23 protein-coding genes and 3 tRNA genes are annotated in these 21,300 nt (G+C 64.7%); 18 read left to right on the forward strand and 8 right to left on the reverse strand.

Features of this window, described 5'->3' with window-relative positions; translation table 11 throughout:
• From ACOZBP_RS01950 to ACOZBP_RS01975, 6 genes are all read right to left on the reverse strand, one after another.
• On the reverse strand, positions 1–528 hold the full coding sequence (locus ACOZBP_RS01950) for a dihydrofolate reductase (protein WP_422674776.1): 528 nt from the start codon (positions 526–528) through the stop codon (positions 1–3).
• A gap of 51 nt (positions 529–579) precedes the next feature.
• Positions 580–1,251 carry an aquaporin gene (locus ACOZBP_RS01955; protein WP_422674777.1) on the reverse strand — a complete coding sequence of 224 codons (672 nt, stop codon included), beginning with the start codon at positions 1,249–1,251 and terminating at the stop codon, positions 580–582.
• A gap of 89 nt (positions 1,252–1,340) precedes the next feature.
• On the reverse strand, positions 1,341–1,649 hold the full coding sequence (locus ACOZBP_RS01960) for a phosphoribosyl-ATP pyrophosphohydrolase (protein WP_422674779.1): 309 nt from the start codon (positions 1,647–1,649) through the stop codon (positions 1,341–1,343).
• A 5-nt stretch (positions 1,650–1,654) separates the two neighbouring features.
• A complete protein-coding gene (locus ACOZBP_RS01965; RefSeq protein ID WP_422674781.1) occupies positions 1,655–2,512 on the reverse strand; it encodes a thymidylate synthase in 858 nt (285 codons plus the stop codon).
• A gap of 154 nt (positions 2,513–2,666) precedes the next feature.
• Positions 2,667–3,215 (reverse strand): DUF924 family protein, encoded by a 549-nt coding sequence (locus ACOZBP_RS01970; RefSeq protein ID WP_422674782.1) that lies wholly within the window; start codon positions 3,213–3,215, stop codon positions 2,667–2,669.
• A 75-nt stretch (positions 3,216–3,290) separates the two neighbouring features.
• Positions 3,291–3,367 (reverse strand) — tRNA-Pro (locus ACOZBP_RS01975).
• Positions 3,368–3,580: 213 nt separating this feature from the next.
• On the opposite strand from ACOZBP_RS01975, the gene ACOZBP_RS01980 reads away from it, so the two are divergent.
• Positions 3,581–3,654, forward strand: a tRNA-Gln gene (locus ACOZBP_RS01980).
• Between the two features lie 425 nt (positions 3,655–4,079).
• On the opposite strand, the gene ACOZBP_RS01985 is transcribed toward ACOZBP_RS01980, so the two are convergent.
• Positions 4,080–4,156: transfer RNA gene (locus tag ACOZBP_RS01985), tRNA-Asp, on the reverse strand.
• A gap of 111 nt (positions 4,157–4,267) precedes the next feature.
• Complete coding sequence (locus tag ACOZBP_RS01990; RefSeq protein ID WP_422674783.1) at positions 4,268–5,878, reverse strand: AbgT family transporter; 1,611 nt, start codon at positions 5,876–5,878, stop codon at positions 4,268–4,270.
• Between the two features lie 210 nt (positions 5,879–6,088).
• Here ACOZBP_RS01990 and ACOZBP_RS01995 point away from each other — a divergent pair, with 210 nt between their 5' ends.
• The 17 genes from ACOZBP_RS01995 to nuoN all read left to right on the forward strand — a co-directional run bounded on the left by ACOZBP_RS01995 (position 6,089) and on the right by nuoN (position 21,299).
• Positions 6,089–6,466, forward strand: coding sequence for an NADH-quinone oxidoreductase subunit A (locus tag ACOZBP_RS01995; RefSeq protein ID WP_207821670.1), 378 nt, complete (start codon positions 6,089–6,091; stop codon positions 6,464–6,466).
• Positions 6,436–7,047 carry a NuoB/complex I 20 kDa subunit family protein gene (locus ACOZBP_RS02000; RefSeq protein WP_422674785.1) on the forward strand — a complete coding sequence of 204 codons (612 nt, stop codon included), beginning with the start codon at positions 6,436–6,438 and terminating at the stop codon, positions 7,045–7,047. The genes ACOZBP_RS01995 and ACOZBP_RS02000 overlap by 31 nt, the downstream gene beginning before the upstream one ends.
• Positions 7,044–7,670 (forward strand): NADH-quinone oxidoreductase subunit C, encoded by a 627-nt coding sequence (locus ACOZBP_RS02005; RefSeq protein WP_422674786.1) that lies wholly within the window; start codon positions 7,044–7,046, stop codon positions 7,668–7,670. Before ACOZBP_RS02000 ends, ACOZBP_RS02005 begins: the two co-directional genes overlap by 4 nt.
• Positions 7,671–7,765: 95 nt before the next feature.
• Positions 7,766–8,944 carry an NADH-quinone oxidoreductase subunit D gene (locus tag ACOZBP_RS02010; RefSeq protein WP_422675470.1) on the forward strand — a complete coding sequence of 393 codons (1,179 nt, stop codon included), beginning with the start codon at positions 7,766–7,768 and terminating at the stop codon, positions 8,942–8,944.
• A complete protein-coding gene (gene nuoE / locus ACOZBP_RS02015; RefSeq protein WP_422674787.1) occupies positions 8,941–9,615 on the forward strand; it encodes an NADH-quinone oxidoreductase subunit NuoE in 675 nt (224 codons plus the stop codon). The genes ACOZBP_RS02010 and nuoE overlap by 4 nt, the downstream gene beginning before the upstream one ends.
• On the forward strand, positions 9,615–9,884 hold the full coding sequence (locus ACOZBP_RS02020) for a hypothetical protein (protein WP_422674788.1): 270 nt from the start codon (positions 9,615–9,617) through the stop codon (positions 9,882–9,884). The genes nuoE and ACOZBP_RS02020 overlap by 1 nt, the downstream gene beginning before the upstream one ends.
• Positions 9,885–9,890: 6 nt before the next feature.
• A complete protein-coding gene (nuoF, locus tag ACOZBP_RS02025; RefSeq protein ID WP_422674789.1) occupies positions 9,891–11,204 on the forward strand; it encodes an NADH-quinone oxidoreductase subunit NuoF in 1,314 nt (437 codons plus the stop codon).
• A gap of 5 nt (positions 11,205–11,209) precedes the next feature.
• Complete coding sequence (gene nuoG, locus ACOZBP_RS02030) at positions 11,210–13,255, forward strand: NADH-quinone oxidoreductase subunit NuoG (RefSeq protein WP_422674790.1); 2,046 nt, start codon at positions 11,210–11,212, stop codon at positions 13,253–13,255.
• Between the two features lie 3 nt (positions 13,256–13,258).
• Entirely contained in the window at positions 13,259–14,335 is a 1,077-nt protein-coding gene (nuoH, locus tag ACOZBP_RS02035; protein ID WP_422674791.1) for an NADH-quinone oxidoreductase subunit NuoH, read from the forward strand.
• A complete protein-coding gene (locus tag ACOZBP_RS02040; RefSeq protein ID WP_422674792.1) occupies positions 14,335–14,562 on the forward strand; it encodes a hypothetical protein in 228 nt (75 codons plus the stop codon). Before nuoH ends, ACOZBP_RS02040 begins: the two co-directional genes overlap by 1 nt.
• Complete coding sequence (locus ACOZBP_RS02045) at positions 14,559–14,771, forward strand: hypothetical protein (protein ID WP_422674793.1); 213 nt, start codon at positions 14,559–14,561, stop codon at positions 14,769–14,771. Before ACOZBP_RS02040 ends, ACOZBP_RS02045 begins: the two co-directional genes overlap by 4 nt.
• Positions 14,771–15,262: an NADH-quinone oxidoreductase subunit NuoI gene (gene nuoI, locus ACOZBP_RS02050; RefSeq protein WP_040345161.1), complete on the forward strand. Its 492-nt coding sequence runs from the start codon at positions 14,771–14,773 to the stop codon at positions 15,260–15,262. Before ACOZBP_RS02045 ends, nuoI begins: the two co-directional genes overlap by 1 nt.
• A 63-nt stretch (positions 15,263–15,325) precedes the next feature.
• Positions 15,326–15,952 carry an NADH-quinone oxidoreductase subunit J gene (locus tag ACOZBP_RS02055; protein WP_422674794.1) on the forward strand — a complete coding sequence of 209 codons (627 nt, stop codon included), beginning with the start codon at positions 15,326–15,328 and terminating at the stop codon, positions 15,950–15,952.
• A complete protein-coding gene (gene nuoK, locus ACOZBP_RS02060; protein WP_105563431.1) occupies positions 15,952–16,260 on the forward strand; it encodes an NADH-quinone oxidoreductase subunit NuoK in 309 nt (102 codons plus the stop codon). Before ACOZBP_RS02055 ends, nuoK begins: the two co-directional genes overlap by 1 nt.
• 14 nt (positions 16,261–16,274) lie before the next feature.
• Positions 16,275–18,356 (forward strand): NADH-quinone oxidoreductase subunit L, encoded by a 2,082-nt coding sequence (gene nuoL / locus ACOZBP_RS02065; protein WP_422675471.1) that lies wholly within the window; start codon positions 16,275–16,277, stop codon positions 18,354–18,356.
• Positions 18,357–18,361: 5 nt separating this feature from the next.
• Positions 18,362–19,849, forward strand: coding sequence for an NADH-quinone oxidoreductase subunit M (locus ACOZBP_RS02070; RefSeq protein WP_422674795.1), 1,488 nt, complete (start codon positions 18,362–18,364; stop codon positions 19,847–19,849).
• A gap of 7 nt (positions 19,850–19,856) precedes the next feature.
• Entirely contained in the window at positions 19,857–21,299 is a 1,443-nt protein-coding gene (gene nuoN, locus ACOZBP_RS02075) for an NADH-quinone oxidoreductase subunit NuoN (protein ID WP_422674797.1), read from the forward strand.
• Position 21,300 lies beyond the last annotated feature (1 nt).

Below are 21,300 nucleotides of genomic sequence, written 5' to 3' on the forward strand. Positions count from 1 at the left end.
TCAGCGGCGATCGAGGGTGCGGAAGGTGAAGGCGTGGTCATCCTTGTCTCCAGCCGGATGGGGCTCGGAGGCTATCTCGACGAAGGCGGTTTCGTCGAAGGTCGGGAAATGGGCGTCGCCCTCGGGCTCGGCGTCGACCTCGGTGATGTAGAGGCGCTGGGCGCGGGGCAGAGCCATCTCGAACAGAGCGGTGCCGCCGATGATGCAGACCTCGTCCACGCCGTCCTCTTCCGCCGTCTCGCGCGCGATGGACAGGGCCTCGCCCAGGTTCGAGCAGACCAGGGCGCCCTTGGACATGCCTTCGGTCTCATAGGAGCCGTCCTTGGTCAGGACGATGTTCAGACGGCCCGGCAGGGGCTTGAGCGGCAGGCTCTCCCAGGTCTTGCGGCCCATGATGCAGGGCTTGCCGACGGTGACGGCCTTGAAGCGTTGCAGGTCGGACCGCAGCCGCCACGGCAGGTCGCCTTTGTGGCCGATGACACCGTTGCGGGCGCGGGCGACGACGAGGGCGATCTTGGGAACAGACACTGGCGAACTCCGAAAGGCGGGGACGGCTGAACGCCGCCCCCGGAATCGGACTTAGGCCTCTGGCTCCAGCAGTTTCAAGCGGAAGAAGGCCGCGCCGATCACGGCGCCGATGGCCGGGGCGACGAAGAAGACCCAGACCTGGCTCAGGGCCTGGCCGCCGACCAGCAGGGCCGGGCCGAAGCTGCGGGCTGGATTGACCGACACGCCGGTCACCTGAATGCCGACGATGTGGATGACCGCCAGGGTGATGCCGATGGCGACGCCGGCGAAGGCGCCGTGCCCCTTGGCCCCCGTCACGCCCAGAATGGCGATGATGAAGATGGCGGTGGCCACGATCTCGAAGCTCAGGGCGGCGTGCAGGCCGTATCCGCCCGGCGATCCGGCGTCGAAGCCGTTCTGGCCCAGGCTGGCGAAACCGGTCTTGGCGATCATGCCGAGGATGGCTGCCCCGACGATGGCGCCGATGAACTGGGCCGCCCAGTAGATCAGCATGTCCCTGGCGCTCATCCGCCCGGCGACGAAGGCGCCCAGGCTGACCGCAGGATTGACGTGACAGCCCGACACCGGGCCGATGCCATAGGCCATGGCGATGATGGCGAAGCCAAAGGCCAGGGCGATGCCCAACTGCCCCACATGGTCGAACCCGCCCAGCACGGCGGCCCCGCACCCGAACAGCACCAGCACCATCGTCCCGACCAGTTCGGCCGCAAACTTCTTCAACATGACAACCCTCCCGTTCCATGCCCGCATTGACGCGGATCAGGGGAGGTTGCGCCGAATTCCGAAAATCCGCTAGACGACGTAACGACGGTTTATGATGTTTCCAGCCACTTCAGCCATTTGCGCTGCATCGCGGCCTCGATGTCGATCCCGGCACGCTCACAGTAGATGAGCAGCATCCCCAGGACATCGGCGGCTTCGTCAGCCAGGGCCTCGGCGTCGGGCTTGCCGCGCGCGCGACCTGAAAGGTTCAGGTGCTCCTTGGTCATTTCGCCGAGTTCTTCCTGCAACTTCAGCAGGGCCCAATCCCCATTTCCGGCGCGGTCGCGGTCGATGGAATGTTCGCGCGCATAGATGTCGGAGATGCGGAGGACGTCCGCCTTGAGGTCAGCGATCTTCATGAGGCTCAGACCGCGACGGCGGCCTTGATGTGCGGCCAGGGCGCGTAGTCGCTCAGCACGAAGTCCGACAGCTCATAGGCGAACAGATCGGATTTCGGGGCGACGGTCAGGGTGGGCAGGGGCAGGGGCTGGCGGGTCAGTTGCAGCTCGGCCTGCTCCAGATGGTTCAGATAGAGGTGGGCGTCGCCGAAGGTGTGGACGAAGTCGCCGGGCTCCAGCCCCAGCACCTGGGCCAGCATCAGGGTCAGCAGGGCGTAGGAGGCGATGTTGAACGGCACGCCGAGGAAGACGTCGGCAGAGCGCTGATACAGCTGGCAGCTCAGCTTTCCGTCGGCCACGAAGAACTGGAACAGGCAGTGGCAGGGCGGCAGGGCCATGTCGTCCACGTCGGCCGGGTTCCAGGCGCTGACGATATGGCGGCGGCTGTTGGGGTTGGTCTTCAGGCCGTGGATCAGCTTCTGGATCTGGTCGATGCTCTGGCCGTTTGGCGCGGCCCAGGAGCGCCACTGCTTGCCATAGACGGGGCCCAGGTCGCCGTTGGCGTCCGCCCATTCGTCCCAGATGCCGACGCCGTTCTCCTGAAGCCAGCCGATATTGGTCTCGCCGCGCAGGAACCACAGCAACTCGATGAAGATCGACCGCGTGTGCAGCTTCTTGGTGGTCAGAAGGGGGAAACCCTTCGACAGGTCAAAGCGGATCTGACGGCCGAAGACGCCGAGCGTGCCGGTGCCGGTGCGGTCGTCGCGCCGCACGCCGTTGTCGAGAATGTCGCGCAGCAGGTTGAGATACTGCCATTCGGGGTGATCAGCCGGAGCCGCCCCGCTGCGGGTTTCAAGATCGGCGAGGGCGAGGGCGGCGGTCATGATTCGCATTGTGCATGAAATGCACGCGTTGCAACGGCTCGAACGGGCCAGACCTGTGGGCGGAATGATCACAAATGGGTACGCCCGTCAGAGGGGTCTGACGGGCGTACAATCAATCTGTCGGTTCTGGGGTTGGCGATCGGGAGCTTGCCGCTCAGCCCTTGAAGCCGTCTCCGCTCAGGAAGGCGGCTTCTTCCTCCGTCGTCTCGCGTCCCAGACTGGCGTTTCGATGAGGGAAGCGGCCAAAGCGGGCGATGATGTCGCGGTGGATGACGGCGAATTTGAATGTCTCTGGCGATTCAGATTCGGTCAGCAGGGTCAGAAGCCTTTCCTGATCCGCGAGCGATTCCGAGTGCATCAGCGGCATCAGAACGAAGGGGCGCAGGTCGGCGGCCACCTTGCGGTCATGACCCTGCGCGATCGCCGCCTTGGCGAACATCAGGGCCAGTGAATCGGTGGCGAACATATGCGCCGTGTCGCGGAAGGCGTTTCGCGGCAACTGGTCCAGCAGGATGATCAGGGCCAGTGCGCCGTCGGGCGTGTCGGTCCAGTGGTCCAGTTCGCGGCGGGCGGCGGCGAAATGGGTATCGCGGCACCGCTCGGTGAAGGCCGCGTCGAAAGCGGCGTCCTTGGCGAACCATTTCTGAGGACCGGCCTCGATCCAGAAGGCGACGACTTCGGTTGGGGAAAGCAGTTTGATCATGCCGCAGAGCTTAATGCTCGGGCGCGCGAATGCACGGCCCCATGATGGGGAAATCATCCAGCGATTTAAGAAAAATGGTCGGAGTGAGAGGATTCGAACCTCCGACCCCTGCGTCCCGAACGCAGTGCTCTACCAGACTGAGCCACACTCCGACATTTCGTCTCGACGCAGGCCAGAGGCCGTCGTTGCGCCGAGGAGGGGGCTTATAGCCACGGGTTCCGGACCTCGCAAGCGGGGAAATTGCCGCTTTCAAAAAAGTCGCGGCCCAATGAAAATTCTTCTGTTTTCAGGTGTTGCATCCCAGAAAGCCTTGGCGTATCTCACCGCTCCTCGCAGCAACGAACTGCGGGGCGCACTGGTCCTGCTGGGGAATGGTGTAATGGTAACACTACGGTTTTTGGTACCGTCATTCTAGGTTCGAGTCCTAGTTCCCCAGCCATCTGCCCTTCGGGGCATGAGCAGCGACCCTTTCAACTGTTCCCTCATAGTAATGCACGGCTTCGACGCTGACTAGCTGCTGCCCGTGGCGTTGCTTCGGGAGTCTGAGTGACATGTCGCCACGTCGAGTCTGCTGGACTGTTCTGGCGGCCATTGAGGCTTCCGGGAAGGCGGCGGGGCGTCTTTCCCCGCGGCCTTGGCGCGGCACCCGTAGCGGCGGGGTTCGGGCGGCACGCTCGCGATCAGGGAAAATGCGAATCCGCTGATGCTATCCAGGGGGACCGCTGTGTCTTTGGACAACCAGAATGACGCGGCCAGCATCGACATGCATCTTGCGCGCTCCAACAGTCGGCGCAAACGCTATGCCAGTATTATACTATGTAAGGGGAGGGCGGGGGCGCGCCATTCTCTTGTTCTTTAAGAGAATGGCGCGAGTGACGGGACTCGAACCCGCGACCTCCGGCGTGACAGGCCGGCACTCTAACCAACTGAGCTACACCCGCGTTTCCCGCCGGGAAGCAATGCGTCCCGGCGAGGGGCGTCGTTTAGGCGGGGAGGCCCGTTACTGTCAAGCGGCCCGACTGTGGATAAGTGAAAAGATAGCGCGGGCTCCGTTACTTGGCAGCGGCGGCGGCCTGTGGCGGGGCGACGGGGCCTGCTATTCCGCCGTCCACCGGCAGGTGCGAGGCGGTGGCGGGCGGCGGCGGGGTATAGTGAACGCCCACGCCCGGCCCCAGCGGCAGATCCAACGCCACCCAGGCCGCCACCATGATCAGGCCGGCGACCAGGAAGGCTCCGGCGTAGGGCAGCATGGTGGCCATCAGAGATCCAAGGCCGAAGCGAGGGTCCCAGCGCTGGGCGAAGGTCAGGATCAGCGGGAAGTAGCTCATCAGCGGCGTGGCGATGTTGGTGACGCTGTCGCCCATGCGATAGGCGGCGGTCGTCATCTCGGGGCTGATCCCCAGCAACATGAACATGGGCACGACGATGGGGGCCAGGGCTGACCACTTGGCCGAGGCCGAGCCGATGAACAGGTCGAAGATACAGGACACCAGCACCACGATGATCAGCAGCAGGGGCGTGGGCAGGGCCAGTTCGCGCAGGGAGCCGGCGGCGTTGACGGCCAGGATGGGGCCGAGACCCGACCAGTTGAACATGGCAACGAAGTGGGCGGCGAAGAAGGCCAGGACGACATAGGGGGCCAGCTGGCTGATCCCCTCGCGCATCATCCGCACCAGATCGTGGTGGCTCCTGATCGAGCCGGAGCCGACGCCGAAGGCTGCGCCTGCGCCGAAGAAGGTCAGTGCGAAGAAGGCGACCAGCGAACGATACAGGGGGTTGAAGCGCTGGGCCGGCTCGGCGTCGGCGTCAACGAAGGGCGATCCCGGCAGGAGGGTGATGAGGGTCCACAGCGCAATCATCGACAGGATGGTCAGGCCGGCGAAGACGAGCCCGCGCTTCTCCATGCCGGACAGGGGCTGCTTCTCTTCAGTGGTGGCGGGAGCGGCGGAGCTGGGAACCCAGGGGCCGAGGCGCGGCTCGATCACCCGGTCGGTCAGGAACCAGACGATTGGGGTGAAGACAAAGACGACGCCGACGATGAAGAACCAGTTGCCGGCGATGCTGACGGCGTAGGACGGATCGATCAGGTGGGCGGCGGGTTCTGTGATGCCCAGAATCAGCGCGTCGCTGGCGCCGGGGAAGAGGTTGCCTGCATAGCCGCCCGAGACGGCGGCGAAACCTGCGGCCAGACCGGCCAGCGGGTGGCGGCCTGCGGCGGCGAAGATGACAGCGGCCAGCGGAATGACGACCACATAGGAGGCGTCGGAGGCATGGTGCGACACCATGCCTGTCACCACCACGATGGGCGTCAGGATGAATCGCGGCGCGTTCAGCAGGGCGCCGCGAATGGCGGTCGAGAACATGCCGGTCCGCTCGGCGACCGAGGCGCCGTAAATAATTGTGATCACGATCCCCAGCGGCGGGAAATCGGCCAGGGTGCGCGGCATGCCGATGAACAGCCGCTCCAGGTTGGCGGGCGACAACAGGCTCTCCGCCTGCAGCACGTCGCCGGTCACGGGGTTGACGGCGGACCACCCCAGACCGGCGCCGACCATGCTGAGCACGACCAGGCCCAGGATCAGCCACAGAAAGAGAAATACGGGGTCGGGCAGGCGATTGCCGACGCGCTCGATGGTGTTCAGCAAGCGGGCTGCCAGGCTCATGCTGCGACCTTCATTACAACGGTATTGGGAAGCCTCCATTTACGCGTATCGGCGGTGCGACTGGCAATGTCGGGGCCTGCGGCAAAACGCGCATAAGCTTGCGAACCGTTCTCAACAAAAAACCTTTGCCGACATGGGTTTGAACCCCGGCGAGGTTGGGTCTAAGAAGCCCCGAATCCGCCCCCTCCCTCGGCGGGCGAGGCAGCTCGAATGAACGCATTTCTTCTGGAATACCTCCCGATCGTCGTTTTCCTGGCGATCGCCGCCGTCCTTGGCCTCGGCTTCATGCTGGCCGCCTGGGCTCTGGCGCCGAAAAATCCCGACACTGAGAAGCTGTCGGCCTACGAATGCGGCTTCAACGCCTTTGATGACGCACGCATGAAGTTCGACGTCCGGTTCTATCTGGTGTCGATCCTCTTCATCATCTTCGATCTGGAAGTGGCCTTCCTCTTCCCGTGGGCGGTGTCGATGTTCGACCTGTCGACCGGCGGCATGGTCTTCGCCTTCTGGTCGATGATGGTCTTCCTCGGCGTCCTGACGGTCGGCTTTATCTACGAATGGAAGAAGGGAGCGCTGGAATGGCAATAATCGCGCCTTCGTCGCCCTTGGCGTCGCCCCTGGTCCCCGCCGGCTCGGCCGCGCGCTCGACCGTGGAAGGCTACGACCCCAAGATTCACGACAAGTTCTTCGAGGCGGTGAACACCGAAGTCGGCGAGCAGGGCTTCCTGACGACCTCGCTTGACGACGTCATCAACTGGGCCCGCACGGGTTCGCTGATGTGGATGTCGTTCGGCCTGGCCTGCTGCGCTGTCGAGATGATCCACCTGTCGATGCCGCGTTTCGACCTGGAACGCTTCGGCACCGCGCCGCGCGGTTCGCCACGCCAGTCTGACCTGATGATCGTCGCCGGCACCCTGACCAACAAGATGGCTCCGGCCCTGCGCAAGGTCTATGACCAGATGCCGGACCCGCGCTACGTCATCTCGATGGGCAGCTGCGCCAACGGCGGCGGCTATTACCACTACAGCTACAGCGTCGTGCGCGGTTGCGACCGCGTGGTGCCGGTGGACGTCTATGTTCCGGGCTGCCCGCCGACAGCGGAGGCTCTGCTGTACGGCATCCTGCAACTGCAGAAGAAGATCCGCCGCACGGGGACGATCGAGCGATGAGCGAGCTGGTGCGCGTCGCGGAGCGCGAATCCGCCCTGACCCCGCTGGGGACCGAAATGGTGGCCGCTCTCGGTGTCGAGGCCGTCGTCGCCTACGGCGAGCTGACCCTGATCGCCGCACGCGAGAATATCGTCGAGGTCATGACGGCCCTGCGCGATCAGTTCGGCTTCCAGCTGCTTATGGACGCCTGCGGCGCCGACTATCCCGACCGCGCCGAGCGGTTCGAGGTTGTCTATCACCTGCTGTCGCTGACCCGCGCAGCGCGGGTGCGCGTCAAGGTTTCGACCGACGAGGTTCAGCCTGTCCCCAGCGTGACGTCGGTCTACCCGTCGGCAGGCTGGTTCGAGCGCGAGGCTTTCGACATGTACGGCATGATCTTCTCGGATCACCCCGACATGCGCCGCATCCTGACGGACTATGGTTTCGAGGGACATCCGCTGCGCAAGGACTTCCCGATGACGGGCTATGTCGAGGTCCGCTACGACGAAGAGCAGAAGCGCGTGGTCTATGAGCCGGTGAAGCTGGCCCAGGAATATCGCAACTTCGACTTCCTCTCTCCGTGGGAAGGCGCTGAGTACCCCGCTCCGGTCCTGCCGGGCGACGAGAAGGCGGGAGCCAAGTAATGGCTGTTGGCGAAAACACCCCCACGACGGCCGCCCCCAGGGCGATCGACCCGTTCGAGGACTACGAAGACGGCCTGACCCCGCACGCGCGGGCGATGGACGATCGCAAGTTCACCATCAACTTCGGCCCGCAGCACCCGGCCGCGCACGGCGTGCTGCGTCTGGTGCTGGAGCTGGACGGCGAGCTGGTGACCCGCGTCGATCCGCATATCGGCCTGCTGCATCGCGGCACCGAAAAGCTGATGGAGGCCCGGACCTACCTTCAGAACATCCCCTACCTGGACCGGCTGGACTACGTCTCGCCGATGAACCAGGAGCACGCCTTCTGCCTGGCCATCGAGCGCCTGCTGGAACTGGACGTCCCGTACCGGGGCCAGCTGATCCGGGTCCTGTATTCGGAAATCGGCCGCATCCTGAACCACCTGCTGAACACGACCATGCAGGCCATGGACGTGGGCGCCCTGACCCCGCCGCTGTGGGGCCACGAAGAGCGCGAGAAGCTGATGGTCTTCTACGAGCGCGCTTGCGGGGCCCGTCTGCACGCCAACTACTTCCGTCCCGGCGGCGTCCATCAGGACCTGACGCCGGAACTGATCGACGACATTGGCCGCTGGTGCGCCGAGTTCCCGGCCAAGCTGGCGGACATCGAGAGCCTGGTCACCGAGAACCGCATCTTCAAGCAGCGCAACGTCGACATCGGCGTGGTGTCCAAGGAGCAGGCCCTGGCCTGGGGCTTCTCGGGCGTCATGCTGCGCGGTTCGGACATCGCCTGGGATCTGCGCAAGGCTACGCCCTACGACTGCTACGCCGACCTCGAGTTCGACATTGCTGTCGGCAAGAACGGCGACTGCTGGGACCGCTACCTCTGCCGCATCGAAGAGATGAAGCAGTCGATCCGCATCATGGAACAGTGCATCCACAAGCTGCGCAACTGCCCCGGCGAACCGGTCATCACCGAGAACAACAAGATCACCCCGCCGCGCCGCGGTGAGATGAAGCGTTCGATGGAAGCGCTGATCCACCACTTCAAGCTCTACACCGAGGGCTTCAAGACGCCGGAAGGCGAGGTCTATGCGGCCGTCGAGGCGCCCAAGGGCGAGTTCGGCGTCTATCTGGTGTCGGACGGCACCAACAAACCCTACCGCGTCAAGCTGTCGGCCCCCGGGTTCCGTCACCTGCAGGCGATGGACTGGATGAACACGGGCCACATGCTGGCGGACGTGTCGGCCATCCTCGGTTCGCTCGACATGGTGTTCGGAGAAGTGGACCGATGAGCGTTCGTCGCCTCGCCAAGGAACAGCCTGAATCCTTCGCCTTTTCAAAGGACACGAAGACCAAGGCCGAGTGGTGGATCAAGAAATACCCTGAAAGCCGTCGCCAGTCGGCGGTGATCCCGATCCTGTGGCTGGTCCAGAAGCAGGAAGGCTGGGTCTCGGAACCCGCCATCCGCGCCATCGGCGAACTGCTGGGCATGCCCTTCATCCGGGTGCTGGAGGTCGCGACCTTCTACACCATGTTCCAGCTGGAGCCGGTCGGCAAAGCCGCCCTGATCCAGGTCTGCGGCACCACGCCCTGCATGCTGCGCGGCGCCAATGAGCTGATGCGGGTCTGCAAGGAGAAGATCGGTCCCAAGGACGTCCTGTCCGCCGACGGTCGCTTCACCTGGCAGGAAGTCGAGTGCCTGGGCGCCTGCGCCAACGCGCCGATGGCCCAGATCAACGACTACTACTACGAAGACCTGACGCCCGAGACGATGGCCCAGATCATCGACGACTTCGCCGCCGGCAAGTCGCCGAAGCCGGGTTCGCGCGTCGGTCGTCACACCTCCGAGCCTGAGGGCGGCGCCCTGGTCCTGAAGGATCCGACGCTGTACGACGGCTCGCGCGCACAGAAGATCATGTCGCTGCCGAACTCGCAACCGGTCGTTGAGAAGGCGCCGGCCTGATGACGCGACCGAACCTGGACACGGACGAGGGCAGGGCGGCTTACCGGGCCGAGCTGCGTCGCGTCGGCTGGCCGTTCCGCTGGGGCGGGATGGCGCTGATCGTGGTGGCGGCCGGACTGGTGCTGTTCGCTCGTGAAGGCCGGTTCGGACTTACGGAAGATGCGGTGACGGGCGCCTATGGCGTCCTGGCCGTGGGTTGGGCGCTGGTGATCGGTTCGATCTTCATGCGCACCCGCCACCATAAACGCCGCATGGCGGAAGGACTTTAAGGGCTCATGGTCGGAATCCTCGAAGACAAGGACCGCATCTTCACCAACCTCTACGGCTTCCATGACTGGGGCCTGGAGGGGGCGAAGCAACGCGGCGCGTGGAACGCCACCAAGGACATGCTGGACCTTGGCCGCGACTGGATCATCACCAACGTCAAGAACTCGGGCCTGCGCGGACGCGGCGGCGCCGGTTTCTCGACCGGCCTGAAGTGGTCCTTCATGCCGAAGGAAGTGAAGGATCGTCCTCACTACCTGGTCATCAACGCCGACGAATCCGAGCCCGCGACCTGCAAGGACCGCGAGATCATGCGTCATGATCCGCAACTGCTGATCGAAGGCGCGCTGATCGCCTCCTTCGCGATGCAGGCCCACGCCTGCTACATCTACCTGCGCGGCGAATACGTGCTGGAGCGCGAGCGCATGGAAGCCGCCGTCAAGCAGGCCTATGAGGCCAGGCTGATCGGCGAGAACAACGTCCACGGCTGGGACTTCCACGTCTATATCCACCACGGCGCCGGGGCCTATATCTGCGGCGAAGAGACGGCTCTGCTGGAATCGCTGGAAGGCAAGAAGGGCCAACCGCGCCTGAAGCCGCCGTTCCCGGCCGGCGCGGGCCTGTACGGCTGCCCGACCACGGTGAACAACGTGGAATCGATCGCTGTGGTCGGCACCATCCTGCGTCGCGGCGCCGACTGGTTCGCCAGCTTCGGTCGTCCGAACAACACCGGCACCAAGCTGATGTCCCTGTCGGGGCATGTGAACACGCCCTGTGTGGTCGAAGAAGCCATGTCGATGCCGCTGCGTCAGTTGATCGAGGATCACGGCGGCGGCGTCCGTGGCGGTTGGGGCAATCTGAAAGCCATCATCCCCGGCGGCGCATCCTGCCCGGTCATCACGCGCGAACAGGCTGAAGTCGCGCTGATGGACTTCGACTCCATGCGCGAGATGCGCTCGTCGCTGGGTACGGCTGGCGTGACCGTGATGGACGAGTCCACTGACATCGTTAAGGCCATCGCCCGCATCAGCTACTTCTTCAAGCATGAGAGCTGCGGCCAGTGCACGCCGTGCCGCGAAGGCACCGGCTGGATGTGGCGCGTGCTGGAACGCATGGCCGTGGGCGACGCCGATCCGTCGGAGATCGACCTGCTGCTCGACGTGGCCGGTCAGGTCGAAGGCCACACCATCTGCGCCCTCGGCGACGCCGCCGCCTGGCCCGTTCAGGGCCTGATCCGGCACTTCCGTCACGAGATCGAAGACCGCATCAACACCTACCGCAGCCGCCGCGCGAACTTCGCCGGCCACGCGATCGCGGCGGAGTAATCGTAATGCCTATCGCCAAGGTCAACGGCGTCGAAACCGAGTTCGAACCCGGCATGACCGTGCTGCAGGTCGCCGAGCGCGCCGGGCACGAGATCCCGCGTTTCTGCTACCATGAACGCCTGTCCATCGCCGGCAACTGCCGGATGTGCCTGGTCGAGGTGAAGCCCGGACCGCCGAAGCCGCAGGCTTCGTGCGCCCTGCCGGCCGCTGAAGGTCAGGAAATCTTCACCGACACGCCGATGGTCAAGAAGGCCCGCGAAGGGGTGATGGAGTTCCTGCTCATCAACCACCCGCTGGACTGCCCGATCTGCGACCAGGGCGGCGAGTGCGACCTGCAGGACCAGGCGGTCGGCTATGGCCGTGACGGTTCGCGCTATGGCGAGAACAAGCGCGCGGTCGAGGAAAAGAACATGGGCCCGACGGTCAAGACGTTCATGACGCGCTGCATCCAGTGCACGCGTTGCGTTCGCTTCATCACCGAAGTGGCCGGCGTGCCGGACATCGGCATGATCTCGCGCGGCGAAGGCGCCGAGATCACGACCTATCTCGAAAAGAACATCGACAGCGAACTGTCGGGCAACGTCAACGACCTGTGCCCGGTCGGCGCCCTGACGCACCGCCCCTGGCAGTACCACTATCGTCCGTGGGAGCTGAAGAAGACCGAGACCATCGACGTCATGGACGCCCTGGGCTCGAACATCCGCGCCGATGCGCGCGGCGCCGAGGTCATGCGCGTTCTGCCGCGCGTGAATGAGGGCATCAACGAAGAGTGGCTGTCGGACAAGAGCCGCTATGCCGTCGACGGCCTGGCCCGTCAGCGCCTGGACAAGCCCTATGTCCGTGAGAACGGCAAGCTGCGCGTCGCCTCGTGGGATGAGGCCCTGAACGCTGTCGCCGCCAAGATCAAGGCGGCTTCGGCTGACCGCATAGGCGTCATCGCCGGGGACCTGCAGGACGCGGAGTCGATGAAGGCGACGCTGGATCTGTTCCGCGCCCTGGGCTCGGCCAACACCGACTGCCGTCAGGACGGCGCCGCGATCGGGCAGGGGGCTCGCGAGGGCTGGCTGTTTAACTCTGGCCTGCAAGGCATTGAAAACGCTGACGCCATCCTGATCGTCGGCGCCAATCCGCGCACCGAGGCCCCGCTGCTAAACGCCCGTATCCGCAAGGTCTGGCTGAAGGGCGCCGCCGAGATCGGCGTCGTCGGCGAACAGGTCGACCTGACCTATGACTACAACTACCTGGGCGCCGGTTCGAAGACGGTCGGCAAGCTGCCCAAGGCGGCGATCGACTTCCTGACCAAGGCTGAACGCCCGGCGATCATCGTCGGCGCGGGCGCCCTGGTCGGCGACACTGGCGCGGCCGTGCTGCACGCCCTGGGCGTGCTGGCCAAGAAGGTCGGCGTGGTCAAGGACGGCTGGAACGGCTTCAACGTCCTGCACACCGCCGCCGCGCGCGTCGGCGGCCTGGACATGGGCTTCGTCCCCGCCGAGGGCGGTCTGGATGTGGCCGGCATGCTGAAGCCGGGCGCTTTGGACGTGTTGTTCCTGCTGGGCGCCGATGAAGTGAACGCTTCGGCCTCCGACGCCTTCCGCGTCTATCTGGGCTCGCACGGCGACCGTGGCGCGCACGGCGCCGACGTCATCCTGCCGGGCGCCGCCTACACCGAGAAGTCGGGCCTGTACGTGAACACCGAAGGCCGGGTGCAGATGGCGGAACGCGTCGTCTTCCCGAAGGGCGAGGCCAAGGAAGACTGGGCCATCATCCGCGCCCTGTCGGAACGGGTCGGCCAGAAGTTGCCGTTCGACACCCTGGAACAATTGCGCGCCAAGCTGATGGGCGACCATCCTACCTTCGGCCGCATCGACTATCTGGCGCCGGCTCAGTCGTTCGACGTGGCGGCTCTGGGCGCCAAGGGCGATCTGGGCGACGTCGCCTTCGTGTCGACCATCGTCGATCCCTACCTGACCAACCCGATCGCGCGCGCCAGCGAAACGATGGCCCAACTGTCCGCTGAGCGGACGGCGCCGGTCGCCCTGGCGGCGGAGTAAATCATGGACGCTGCGAACTCCTTCTGGGCCACCCCCCTCGGCTGGACCCTCGTCACCATCGGCGGCATCCTGATCGTCACGGTCGGGATCCTGATCTCGCTCGCCTTCCTGCTGCTGGCGGACCGCAAGATCTGGGCCGGCGTGCAGATGCGCAAAGGCCCCAACGTGGTCGGCCCCTTCGGCCTGCTGCAGTCCTTCGCTGACTTCTTCAAGTTCGTGCTCAAGGAAATCGTCGTCCCGTCGGGTTCCGACAAGGTCGTCTTCCTGGCCGCGCCGCTGATCACCTTCATCCTGGCCTTCATCGCCTGGGCCGTGATCCCGTTCGCGCCGGGCTGGGTGATCTCTGACCTGAACGTCGGCGTGCTCTACATCCTCGCGATCAGTTCGCTGGGCGTTTACGGCATCATCATGGGCGGCTGGGCTTCGAACTCGAAGTATCCATTCCTGGGCTCGCTGCGTTCGGCGGCGCAGATGGTGTCCTATGAGGTCTCGATGGGCCTGGTCATTATCAACGTCATCCTGCTGGCGGGGACGATGAACCTGACCGAGATCGTGACCCAGCAGACCGGTTGGATCTGGAACTGGAACATGTTCGGCGGCGGCCTCGACACCCTGCCGACCATCGTGGTCATGATCCCGATGACCATTGTCTTCTTCATCTCGGCCCTGGCCGAGACCAACCGCCCGCCCTTCGACCTTCCCGAGGCGGAGTCGGAGCTGGTGGCCGGTTATCAGGTCGAATATTCGTCGACGCCCTACCTGCTGTTCATGATCGGCGAGTACGCCAACATCGTCTTCATGTGCGCCATGATCAGCCTGCTGTTCTGCGGCGGCTGGAATCCGGGCTTCCCGACTGACTTCCTCGACAGCTGGCCGACCTTCCTGGCCAACCTGTTCTACTTCCTGGTCCTGGCGACCAAGATCGTCTTCTGGTTCTTCATGATCGCCCTGGTGAAAGCCTTCGTGCCTCGCTACCGCTATGACCAGCTGATGCGTCTGGGCTGGAAGATCTTCCTGCCGTCGTCGCTGATCGCCGTGGTGGCCGTGGCGGCCTGGCGTGTCTTCGCGGTGGGTGCGTGATGGGCGTTCGCGCCACATCACTGCTTGCGCTGGCCCTCGTCGCCGGTCTGTCGGCCTGCACCTTCAAGCCGATGAGCCCGGCTGCGCCTGAGAGTGCAGGGGCGCGGCTGGAGCGGGTCGAGCGGGAACGTCGCGAGGTTGCTGACAAGCGCGCCTATTGCCAGCGTCTGTCGCGCGACGATCCGCGCTTCGACCGCGACGATTGCAAGCGGCAGGTGGGCGAATGAAACGGGCCGTCGTCATGATCATCGCCCTGGCCGCGCCCATTCTGGCGTCGGCCTGTGCGGCCTATGAGGCCGACCCGGTCTCGGTCTATCAGTGGGAACGCAAGATGGAGCAGGTGCAGCGGCAGGACGCCGAGCGCCAGCGCCTTTGCCAGACCCTCGACAAGGAAAGCGCGCGCTATCAACGCGACTGCGCCGGAGTGAAATCGTAATGCTGACCCGTATCGTTCAGGCGGCCAAGGGCGCGATGCTGACCGACGTGTTCGGCGCCGTCGGCCTGTCGATGAAGTACATGATGAAGCCGAAGGCGACGGTGAACTATCCGTTCGAGCGCAACCCGCAGTCGCCGCGCTTCCGCGGCGAGCACGCGCTGCGCCGCTATCCGAACGGCGAGGAACGCTGCATCGCCTGCAAGTTGTGCGAGGCTATCTGCCCCGCCCAGGCCATCACCATCGAGGCCGAACCGCGCGCCGACGGCAGCCGCCGCACGACGCGCTACGACATCGACATGGTCAAATGCATCTACTGCGGTCTGTGCCAGGAGGCCTGCCCGGTTGACGCCATCGTCGAGGGACCGAACAGCGAGTTCGCCACCGAGACGCGCGAAGAACTGCTCTATGACAAGGCCCGACTGCTGGACAATGGCGACCGCTGGGAACGGCTGATCGCGAAGAATCTGGAACTCGACGCTCCGTATCGCTAAACCGAGCCGCGATTCCGCCATGGGATCGCTGCGCAAGACTTTGAAGGGGGCTTTGTCCCACCCATGCTGCAAGGCATAGCGTTTTATCTTCTGGCGACGGTCGCCGTGGTTTCGGGCCTTCTGGTCGTGACCGCGCGCAATCCCGTGCACTCCGTCCTGTGGCTGATCCTCAGCTTCTTCTCGGCCGCCGGCCTCTTCGTCCTGCTGGGCGCCGAGTTCCTGGCCATGCTGCTGGTGGTCGTCTACGTCGGCGCCGTCGCGGTGCTGTTCCTGTTCGTGGTCATGATGCTGGACGTCGACTTCGTCCGCCTCCGCGAAGGCTACGCCCGCTACCTGCCGCTGGCGGGGATCGTCGCCGGCGTCCTGCTGGCCGAGATGATCATGGTGTCGATCACCGTGGTTCAGGGCGGGGCGGCCAAGGCCGCGCTCGCGCCAGCCGTGTCCGGTCCCGAAGTGTCGAACGTCGAGGCGATCGGCCGCGTCCTCTACACGGACTACGTCTATTTCTTCCAGGCTGCGGGCATTGTGCTGCTGATCGCCATGATCGGCGCCATCGTCCTGACCCTGCGTCATCGCCCCGGCGTGCGTCGCCAGGACCTGGCCGCCCAGGCCAACCGCGAACGCGCCAAGGCCGTCGAGGTCAAGTCGGTCGCCACCGGCCAGGGTGTCACCCCCGAGGAGCTTCTGTGATGGACATCTCGCTCCAGCACTATCTGGCGGTCGCCGCCATGCTGTTCACCATCGGGGTGTTCGGCATCTTCGTGAACCGCAAGAACGTCATCATCATCCTGATGTCGGTCGAGCTGATCCTGCTCGCGGTGAATATCAACTTCGTCGCCTTCTCGACCTATCTCAACGACGTGTCGGGTCAGCTGATGGCCATGTTCGTCCTGACCGTCGCTGCGGCAGAAGCCGCCGTCGGCCTGGCGATCCTCGTGACCTTCTTCCGTAACCGCGGCGATATCGCGGTTGACGACGCCTCCGTGATGAAGGGCTGATCGGAACCGTGACTATCCAGACTCTCGTCACTCTCGGCGTCTTCGCCCCCCTTCTGGGGGCGATGATCGCCGGCTTCTTCGGTCGCAGGATCGGGAACATCGTCTCGCAGTCGGTCACGACCGGCCTGCTGTTCTTCTCGTGCGCGATCTCCTGGATCGTGTTCAGCCAGTGGACCTGGGGCGGGCTGGAAGCCTTCACCGTCCACATCGCGCCCTTCATCCACGTCGGCGACTTCCAGTCGAACTGGTCGATCCGTGTGGACGCCATGTCGGCCACCATGCTGATCGTGGTGACGACGGTGTCGTCGCTGGTTCACCTCTATTCCTGGGGCTACATGGCCGAGGACGACAGCCGTCCTCGCTTCTTCGCCTATCTGTCGCTGTTCACCTTCATGATGCTGGCGCTGGTGACGGCCGCCGACTTCCTGCAGATGTTCTTCGGCTGGGAAGGCGTGGGTCTCGCCTCCTATCTGCTGATCGGCTTCTGGTACAAGAAGTCCACGGCCTCGGCTGCGGCCATCAAGGCCTTCGTGGTCAACCGCGTCGGCGACTTCGGCTTCCTGCTCGGCATGATGACCATCTTCTGGATGTTCGGCACGATCCAGTTCGCCGAACTGTTCCCGCAGATCGCCGGCAAGGTCGGCACGGGCTGGGAATTCCTGGGCTACAACTGGTCGGCTCTGGATCTGGCCGGCGTGCTGCTGTTCATCGGCGCCATGGGCAAGTCGGCCCAGTTCTTCCTGCACACCTGGCTGCCGGACGCCATGGAAGGCCCAACGCCTGTGTCGGCCCTGATCCACGCGGCCACCATGGTCACCGCCGGCGTCTATATGGTCTGCCTGCTGTCGCCGCTCTATGAGCACGCGCCGACGGCGTCCCTGTTCATCGCTATCATCGGCGGCATCACGGCCATCTTCGCCGCGACCGTCGGCATGATGCAGAACGACATCAAGCGGGTCATCGCCTATTCGACCTGTTCGCAGCTGGGCTACATGTTCTTCGCAGCCGGCGTGGGCGCCTATCAGCCCGCCATGTTCCACCTTTTCACGCACGCCTTCTTCAAGGCTCTGCTCTTCCTGGGCGCCGGTTCGGTGATCCACGGCATGCACCACGAGCAGGACATGCGGAAGATGGGCGGCCTGTGGAAGCTGCTGCCTGTGACCTATGCGGTCATGATGATCGGCACCATCGCCATCACCGGCCTGGGCCTGCCCGGCGTCGGCGGCTTCGCCGGCTTCTATTCCAAGGATTCCATCATCGAGAGCGCCTATGCGGCGGCGACGAGCGGCCACTCGGTCGCGGGCATGTTCGCCTTCGTCATCGGCATCTCGGCGGCCCTGCTGACGGCCTACTACTCGTGGCGCCTGGTCTTCATGACCTTCCACGGCACGGCCAAGTGGAAGGACGACGGTCATCACGCCGCCGACGACCACGCCTCGCAAGCCCAGCTGGAGACGCACTCCGAGCCGCTGGACGGCCATGACGCTCACGACGATCATGCGCACGACGACCATCACCATGGTCCGCTTTCGCCGCATGAAAGCCCGCTGCCCATGGTCGTGCCGTTGCTGGTGCTGTCGATCGGCGCTGTGTTCGCGGGCATGATCTTCGCCCCGCACTTCATCGGTCACCATGAGGCCGAGTTCTGGCGCGGCGCCATCTTCGTCGGCAGCAACAACCACGTCCTGCACGAGAGCCACAACGTCCCGACCTGGGTGAAGTGGTCGCCGTTGGTCGTGACCTTGCTCGGCACCGCTGCCGCCTTCTGGATCTATGTCCTGAAGGAAGGCGTCGCCAAGCAGTGGGCCGAGCGCAAGGGCCCGCTGTGGACCTTCCTCTACAACAAGTGGTTCTTCGATGAGCTGTATGACGTCGTCTTCGTGAAGGGCGCCAAGGCGATCGGCGACTTCTTCTGGAAGATCGGCGACGTGAGGATCATCGACGGTCTCGGCCCCAATGGCGCGGCCTGGGCTTCGCTGAAATCGGGCGGCTGGCTGTCGCGCTTCCAGTCCGGTTTCGTCTACTTCTATGCATTCGTGATGCTGATCGGCGTGGCTGCGTTCCTTGCCTTCGCCATCTTCACGTGGGGAGCCTGAGCCTCGTGCCTCACATTCTGAGCATCGTCACCTTCCTGCCGCTGGTCGGCGCCGGCCTGCTGCTTCTGGCCGGCATGATGAACAAGGGCGGCCAGGACGCCGCGGCTCCGGCCGCGCGCTGGATCGCGCTCGGCACCACGCTCGTGGTGCTGGCCGTGTCCGTCCTGCTGGTCGCCCAGTTCGACCCGTCGAACCCGGCCTATCAGTTCGTAGAGAACTACGTCTGGTTCGCCGGCGCCGGTTACCACCTGGGCGTGGACGGGATCTCGATCCTGTTCGTCCTGCTGACCGCCTTCCTGATGCCGATCTGCATCGTGGCCAGCTGGAAGTCGATCGAGACGCGCGTCGTCGAATACATGATCGCCTTCCTGGTGCTGGAGACCCTGGTCATCGGCGTCTTCACGTCGCTGGACCTGTTCCTCTTCTACATCTTCTTCGAAGGCACCCTGGTGCCGATGTTCCTGATCATCGGCATCTGGGGCGGGGCGAACCGTATCTACGCCTCGTACAAGTTCTTCCTCTACACCCTGCTGGGTTCGGTGCTGATGCTGCTGGCCATGCTGTGGATGGCCCATGAGACGGGCACCACCAGCATTCCCGAGCTGAAGCAGTACGCCTTCGACCCGGCCGTTCAGCCGATCCTGTGGCTGGCCTTCTTCGCCTCGTTCGCGGTCAAGATGCCGATGTGGCCGGTCCACACCTGGCTGCCCGACGCCCACGTTCAGGCGCCCACGGCGGGGTCGGTCATCCTGGCCGGCATCCTGCTGAAGCTGGGCGGTTACGGCTTCATCCTGTTCAACCTGCCGATGTTCCCGCAGGCGTCGCAGATGTTCACGCCCCTGGTCTTCACCCTGTCGGTGATCGCCGTGGTCTATACGTCGCTGGTCGCCTTCCGTCAGACGGACATCAAGAAGCTGATCGCCTATTCGTCGGTCGCCCACATGGGCTTCGTGACCATGGGCATCTTCGCGGGCAACGACACCGGCGTTCAGGGTGCGGTCTTCCAGATGCTGAGCCACGGCCTGATCTCGGGCGCGCTCTTCCTCTGCGTCGGCGTGGTCTATGACCGGATGCATACGCGTGAGATCGCCTTCTACGGCGGCCTGACGGCGCGGATGCCCTGGTATGCCGCCATCTTCCTGATGTTCACCATGGCCAACGTCGGCCTGCCGGGCACCTCGGGCTTCATCGGCGAAGTGCTGACGATGACCGGCGCCTATCAGGTCTCGACCTGGACGGCCCTGATCGCGGCCTCGGGCGTCATCTTCTCGGCGGTCTATGCCCTGACCCTGTTCCGCAACGTCATGTACGGCGAGATCACCAACCCGGCGCTGAAGACCATCACGGACATCGACAAGCGCGAGCTGCTGATCTTCGTGCCGCTGATCGTGGGCACCATCTGGCTGGGTCTCTATCCCAACGCCGTCCTCGACTACACCGGGCCGACCGTTGAGGCCCTGACGACCGCCTATCGCGCAGCCATCGGCGGGTGAGAGCATAATGACTGATCTGTCTTCCGCCCTTCATCTTTCGGCCCCGGAGCTGACCCTTGCGGTCGGCGGGCTGGTGCTGCTCATGCTTGGTGCCTTCACCGGCGAGAAGTCGACGCGCCTGATCTCGGGCCTGTCGATCCTGCTGCTGGCTGTCGCTTCAGTGCTGGCCGCCGTCGGCCCGCTGGGCACGGCCTTCAACGGCGCCTATGTGGCCGACCCTCTGGCCGTCTATGGCAAGGTCGCCATCTTCCTGTCGGCGGCGGTCGCCATCGTCCTGGGCGACGGCTGGATTCACCGCAACGGCATCGCCAAGTTCGAGTACCCCGTCCTGATCGTGCTGGCCTCGGTCGGCATGTCGATGATGGCCTCGTCGGGCGACCTGATCTCGCTCTACATCGGCATCGAAATGCATTCGCTGGCCCTCTATGTGCTGGCCGCCTATCACCGCGACAACCTGAAGGCCTCGGAAGCGGGCCTGAAGTATTTCGTCCTGGGCGCCCTGTCGTCGGGCCTGCTGCTTTACGGCGCCAGCCTGATCTACGGCTTCGCCGGTTCGATGCGCTTCGTAGACATCGCCGCCTTCGCGACCGCCAACCCCGGCCCGGGCCTGATCTTCGGCCTGGTCTTCCTGATCTGCGGTCTGGCGTTCAAGGTTTCGGCCGCGCCGTTCCACATGTGGACGCCCGACGTCTATGAAGGCGCCCCGACCCCGGTCGTGGCCCTGTTCGCCACTGCGCCCAAGATTGCGGCCATGGTCCTGATCACCCGCGTCCTGGTCGAAGGATTCGGCGTGGCCCACGGTCAATGGGCCCAGGTCATCATCCTGATCTCGCTGATCAGCTTCGCCGTCGGTTCGTTCGGCGGTCTGATGCAGAAGGACATCCAGCGCCTGCTGGCCTATTCCTCGATCATCAATATCGGCTACGCCTTGCTGGGCGTGGCGGCGGGCACCGAAGCCGGTGTTCAGGCCACGCTGATGTTCATGACTTTGTACGTCATCGACCAGTTCGGCTTCTTCGCCGTCCTGCTGTCGCTGAGCCGCAGCGGCCGTCCGATCCGCAAGATCGCCGATCTGGCGGGTCTGAAGAGGGATCGCCCGCTGATGGCGGTCGCCCTCACCATCCTATCGCTGTCGGCCGTCGGCATTCCGCCGATGTCGGGCTTCTGGGGCAAGTTCTTCGTCTTCGGCGCCGCCGCTGATGCGGGCTACTGGATGGCCGGCGCTGCGGGTCTGGTCGCCTCGGTCGTGGCCGGCTTCTACTATCTGCGCATCATCAAGGTGATGTGGTTCGACGCCGCGGAAACCGAGGTCGCCACCGACAAGTCGCCGCTGGAAGCCAAGTGGATCGCTTTGGCGGCCGCCGCCTTCTGCTTCCCGCTGGTGATCGTCGCCCTGACCTGGCTGGAGCCGCTGACCCGCGCCGCCGCCTCGGGCGTCGGGGTCGGGTAAG

Origin of the sequence: Brevundimonas sp. NPDC058933, assembly GCF_049315965.1 — a bacterium.
GTDB lineage: Bacteria > Pseudomonadota > Alphaproteobacteria > Caulobacterales > Caulobacteraceae > Brevundimonas.

Excerpts from the sequence above, each read along its gene's own strand:
- ACOZBP_RS01965 (WP_422674781.1), bottom strand. The coding sequence starts at position 2,512 with ATGACCGCCGCCCTCGCCCTCGCCGATCTTGAAACCCGCAGCGGGGCG.
- ACOZBP_RS02000 (WP_422674785.1), top strand. The coding sequence starts at position 6,436 with ATGGAAGAAGGGAGCGCTGGAATGGCAATAATCGCGCCTTCGTCGCCC.
- nuoK (WP_105563431.1), top strand. The coding sequence starts at position 15,952 with ATGGACATCTCGCTCCAGCACTATCTGGCGGTCGCCGCCATGCTGTTC.
- nuoI (WP_040345161.1), top strand. The coding sequence starts at position 14,771 with ATGCTGACCCGTATCGTTCAGGCGGCCAAGGGCGCGATGCTGACCGAC.
- ACOZBP_RS02005 (WP_422674786.1), top strand. The coding sequence starts at position 7,044 with ATGAGCGAGCTGGTGCGCGTCGCGGAGCGCGAATCCGCCCTGACCCCG.
- ACOZBP_RS01995 (WP_207821670.1), top strand. The coding sequence starts at position 6,089 with ATGAACGCATTTCTTCTGGAATACCTCCCGATCGTCGTTTTCCTGGCG.
- ACOZBP_RS01990 (WP_422674783.1), bottom strand. The coding sequence starts at position 5,878 with ATGAGCCTGGCAGCCCGCTTGCTGAACACCATCGAGCGCGTCGGCAAT.
- nuoF (WP_422674789.1), top strand. The coding sequence starts at position 9,891 with ATGGTCGGAATCCTCGAAGACAAGGACCGCATCTTCACCAACCTCTAC.
- ACOZBP_RS02020 (WP_422674788.1), top strand. The coding sequence starts at position 9,615 with ATGACGCGACCGAACCTGGACACGGACGAGGGCAGGGCGGCTTACCGG.
- ACOZBP_RS01955 (WP_422674777.1), bottom strand. The coding sequence starts at position 1,251 with ATGTTGAAGAAGTTTGCGGCCGAACTGGTCGGGACGATGGTGCTGGTG.
- nuoE (WP_422674787.1), top strand. The coding sequence starts at position 8,941 with ATGAGCGTTCGTCGCCTCGCCAAGGAACAGCCTGAATCCTTCGCCTTT.
- ACOZBP_RS02055 (WP_422674794.1), top strand. The coding sequence starts at position 15,326 with ATGCTGCAAGGCATAGCGTTTTATCTTCTGGCGACGGTCGCCGTGGTT.
- ACOZBP_RS01960 (WP_422674779.1), bottom strand. The coding sequence starts at position 1,649 with ATGAAGATCGCTGACCTCAAGGCGGACGTCCTCCGCATCTCCGACATC.
- nuoG (WP_422674790.1), top strand. The coding sequence starts at position 11,210 with ATGCCTATCGCCAAGGTCAACGGCGTCGAAACCGAGTTCGAACCCGGC.
- ACOZBP_RS02040 (WP_422674792.1), top strand. The coding sequence starts at position 14,335 with ATGGGCGTTCGCGCCACATCACTGCTTGCGCTGGCCCTCGTCGCCGGT.
- ACOZBP_RS01970 (WP_422674782.1), bottom strand. The coding sequence starts at position 3,215 with ATGATCAAACTGCTTTCCCCAACCGAAGTCGTCGCCTTCTGGATCGAG.
- ACOZBP_RS02010 (WP_422675470.1), top strand. The coding sequence starts at position 7,766 with ATGGACGATCGCAAGTTCACCATCAACTTCGGCCCGCAGCACCCGGCC.
- nuoH (WP_422674791.1), top strand. The coding sequence starts at position 13,259 with ATGGACGCTGCGAACTCCTTCTGGGCCACCCCCCTCGGCTGGACCCTC.
- ACOZBP_RS02045 (WP_422674793.1), top strand. The coding sequence starts at position 14,559 with ATGAAACGGGCCGTCGTCATGATCATCGCCCTGGCCGCGCCCATTCTG.
- nuoN (WP_422674797.1), top strand. The coding sequence starts at position 19,857 with ATGACTGATCTGTCTTCCGCCCTTCATCTTTCGGCCCCGGAGCTGACC.